Origin of the sequence: Flavobacterium sp., from assembly GCF_044371705.1 — a bacterium.
In the GTDB taxonomy this organism is placed as follows: Bacteria; Bacteroidota; Bacteroidia; order Flavobacteriales; family Flavobacteriaceae; genus Flavobacterium.
Window position 1 is genome coordinate 1 of sequence record NZ_JBILTE010000258.1, and the last position, 2,875, is coordinate 2,875.

A 2,875-nucleotide genomic window follows, 5' to 3' on the forward strand; every position below is an offset into this window, starting at 1 on the left:
CGGGTCATTTCGCTGAGAGTATTTTTGATGAGGTTGAGTGGTTTCAATTGTTCAAAAGTAAGCTCCATTTGTACTTTCAATTCAACTAATTGACGTGCTTGTTGAGCTTCAAGTAATTGAATCTGAACTTTGATAGGATCGATTTTTTTTTGTTCTTGCATGACTGAACTATTTATTGTTGGCTAAGATTGGAAATAATAAGCTGACGAATAGGTGCTTTAATTCCTTTTCGGACAGTAAAAAACAGTAAAGTTATACCTAAATAAAATCCCCCAACAATGAAAAATCCAATTGCTGTGCAATCAAAGTAAACGGCTAACCAAAAAGCAACTCCAATACTACTTAGCAAAATGAATATTATACTTACAGAAAACAGAATCATTTGTGTGAGTAGTGTAGAAACCAAGTCGGCAGTTTTGTCAATTGCATTGAGTTTTAGCAATTCCACTGAAGTTTTGCTATAATCTTCTACTCTATTAAAAAGTGTTTCGATGGTTTTTTCTGTTGTATTCATTTTTAGTATTGGAGTTTCTGTTAACTTATTTCTCCTACAATTCTACTTTGTCAGCAAAATCTTTGGCCTCTTTTATGGCACCATTGTACTTATTGGCAACTGTGTCATACATGTTGTAAAACTTGCTTTTTAAGTCGTCGGCATATCCTTCACCTTTGTCTGCTAACATTTTTCTGGTTTTGCTACCTTTTTCAGGAGCGAATAGAATTCCTAATAGTGCTCCGGCAGCTAAACCACCTAATACACCTAAAATTACTTGATTGTTTTTCATGATATTTGCTTTTTAAATTATAATTTTTTGTTTACAGTCTTGAACTGCTTCCTCCTCTAATCACTCTCAAGATTATTGCAATTATTGCAATAACTAAAAGTATGTGAATAATTCCTGTTGATTGGTAGGCAAAGAATCCGATTGCCCACATGATGATTAAAATCACCGCTACGTAATAAAGTAGATTGCTCATGGTTTTTATTTTTAAATTGGTTACTAGTTAATTGAATGCAAAACTGGCGTACACTTGTAATACACTGTTTTTAGCATCCGGGAATGTTAAGTTGAAGCCTGAATAGTTTTGTTCTTTACCTACGTTTGTCAACCCGAAGTAGTATCTTGCACCCACTGAAATTGGATCAAAATCATATCCAATACCTGCTGCTAAGCCAGCATCCAAACGATTAAAATCGTCGGTGTTTAAATTGCCTTCAAAGTCAAATATTCCCGAATTAGATTCGTTTGTTACTTTTCCGCTAATCATGTAAGCAACATAACCACCCACTTGAATATTGAAGTTATTTGTAATATTGTAAACTATTAATAAGGGTACTTCAATGTAATCTAATTTGAATTTTGTTGTGCCTGTTGCAAAAGTCTCATTGTAGGTTAGTTCTGCACCTTTATTAGTATAATATGCTTCCGTTTGAACTGCAAATGATTCTGACAATGGGAATTTTGCAAACAGACCAATGTTAAATCCGGTTAGCATTTGATCGTCGTCGATCGTATCAACGTATAAGTTTGAAAGACTCAATCCGCCTTTTATACCTATTTTTGGTGCTTTGTCATAATTTTGAGCATTCATTCCAACACTAAAAATTCCGAGTAAACCTAGTAATAATACTTTTTTTAAATTTTTCATTTTGTTTTTGATGTTCACACATCGTTTAATTATTTTTTGTTTTCAGTAAAGTTTTTAAAGGAAGTACCTAACTCATTCATGTCTCTATTAAATTCTTCTTTAAATTTTGTCCAATCAGTTTTATAACTTTCATAGGATTTTAATCGTTCATCCAATTCGCTATTTCTGGCTTCCAATGTGTTGATTCGTTCTAAATCGGCTGTATTCTTATTCACTCGTAATTCTGCAATTCTTACTTTATTTGCCTGAATTTTCACTTCAGTTTCCGCTTTATAAAGGTCATATTCTGAATCTGAAGCCAATTTTTGAGCATCCTCTTGCAATTCCACTTTTACGTCATTTAAATCTTCTTGGGCTTCCAATAGATTTTCTTCCGCTGTTTCTGAATTTGTTTTGTTGTCTTGACAACCAACAAAAGTGCCTGTTGAAAGAAAGAGAGCTGCAAAAAGTGTGGTCATTTTTAAATTTTTCATAGTATTGGTGTTTAATTATTAAAAATTGCTTGTTGATAATATTGTGTACATTCCGGGATATTCAACATTTCCATCGTCTTCCGCTGTTACAAATATTTTAACAGGTTTAAAAGGTGTGGCTGTTTCAAAATCAGCTTTTAATTTTGATGACATCATCGAACTTCCACTTTTAACTTGTCCGATATTTTTAGTAGATTGTTGGTCGGTAACCATCCAAATTACATAAGTTTTCTTTGGCGGGTCTAAACGGTCCACTTCGGCCAAATTGTCAAATTTGATTTTTATTCCATAATTTTTGTTACTGTTTTTTGAGATTTTTACATCGCCTCTAGCAGCAGGAACGACCGGTGAATTTTCAAATTGTACTTTTTTAGAGCATGATTGCATGGGTAAAAGCAAGCCTAAAAACAGTACACCCAGTGCCATTTTTGTCAAAGCCGATTTTATTAAAATTGTTTTCATTGTATTCTTTTTTAGTGCTCGCAACTGGCGATTCAGAGTAATAGAATATTACAGTACAAAGGTTTAACTATATTCAGCCTTTTGCCTTACACAATTTGTATAATTGATTACAACATTCACACATCTGCAAAAAAGCAAAAAAAAGCAAATAAAAAATTGATAGTTTTAGTCAAATCTTATAAGTGCTAGTGGTTGGGTTTATTATGTTTTTTTCGCGTTAATTTTTTGATAAGTTTTAACAAGAATCTCATTCAAAAAGTCTAAATTGTTATATTTGTCAATACACTCCT

The 2,875-nt window shown here is 32.7% G+C and carries 6 protein-coding genes; all 6 read right to left on the reverse strand.

Features of this window, described 5'->3' with window-relative positions:
• Positions 1 to 172: 172 nt before the first annotated feature.
• Genes ACIQ2S_RS12600 through ACIQ2S_RS12625 form a run of 6 tightly spaced genes read right to left on the reverse strand, consistent with a single transcriptional unit; the run spans position 173 to position 2,585 of the window.
• Positions 173 to 514 (reverse strand): hypothetical protein, encoded by a 342-nt coding sequence (locus ACIQ2S_RS12600; protein WP_396176532.1) that lies wholly within the window; start codon positions 512 to 514, stop codon positions 173 to 175.
• Positions 515 to 548: 34 nt separating this feature from the next.
• On the reverse strand, positions 549 to 785 hold the full coding sequence (locus ACIQ2S_RS12605) for a YtxH domain-containing protein (RefSeq protein ID WP_396176534.1): 237 nt from the start codon (positions 783 to 785) through the stop codon (positions 549 to 551).
• 31 nt (positions 786 to 816) lie between these two features.
• Positions 817 to 978: a lmo0937 family membrane protein gene (locus ACIQ2S_RS12610; RefSeq protein ID WP_396176536.1), complete on the reverse strand. Its 162-nt coding sequence runs from the start codon at positions 976 to 978 to the stop codon at positions 817 to 819.
• 27 nt (positions 979 to 1,005) lie between these two features.
• On the reverse strand, positions 1,006 to 1,650 hold the full coding sequence (locus tag ACIQ2S_RS12615) for a porin family protein (protein WP_396176538.1): 645 nt from the start codon (positions 1,648 to 1,650) through the stop codon (positions 1,006 to 1,008).
• 29 nt (positions 1,651 to 1,679) lie between these two features.
• A complete protein-coding gene (locus tag ACIQ2S_RS12620; RefSeq protein ID WP_396176540.1) occupies positions 1,680 to 2,123 on the reverse strand; it encodes a hypothetical protein in 444 nt (147 codons plus the stop codon).
• 18 nt (positions 2,124 to 2,141) lie between these two features.
• Complete coding sequence (locus ACIQ2S_RS12625; RefSeq protein ID WP_396176542.1) at positions 2,142 to 2,585, reverse strand: hypothetical protein; 444 nt, start codon at positions 2,583 to 2,585, stop codon at positions 2,142 to 2,144.
• Between the last annotated feature and the right edge of the window lie 290 nt (positions 2,586 to 2,875).

Bases quoted from the DNA above. Each gene is read 5' to 3' on its own strand.
- ACIQ2S_RS12600 (WP_396176532.1), bottom strand. From the start codon at position 514: ATGAATACAACAGAAAAAACCATCGAAACACTTTTTAATAGAGTAGAA.
- ACIQ2S_RS12605 (WP_396176534.1), bottom strand. From the start codon at position 785: ATGAAAAACAATCAAGTAATTTTAGGTGTATTAGGTGGTTTAGCTGCC.
- ACIQ2S_RS12610 (WP_396176536.1), bottom strand. From the start codon at position 978: ATGAGCAATCTACTTTATTACGTAGCGGTGATTTTAATCATCATGTGG.
- ACIQ2S_RS12615 (WP_396176538.1), bottom strand. From the start codon at position 1,650: ATGAAAAATTTAAAAAAAGTATTATTACTAGGTTTACTCGGAATTTTT.
- ACIQ2S_RS12620 (WP_396176540.1), bottom strand. From the start codon at position 2,123: ATGAAAAATTTAAAAATGACCACACTTTTTGCAGCTCTCTTTCTTTCA.
- ACIQ2S_RS12625 (WP_396176542.1), bottom strand. From the start codon at position 2,585: ATGAAAACAATTTTAATAAAATCGGCTTTGACAAAAATGGCACTGGGT.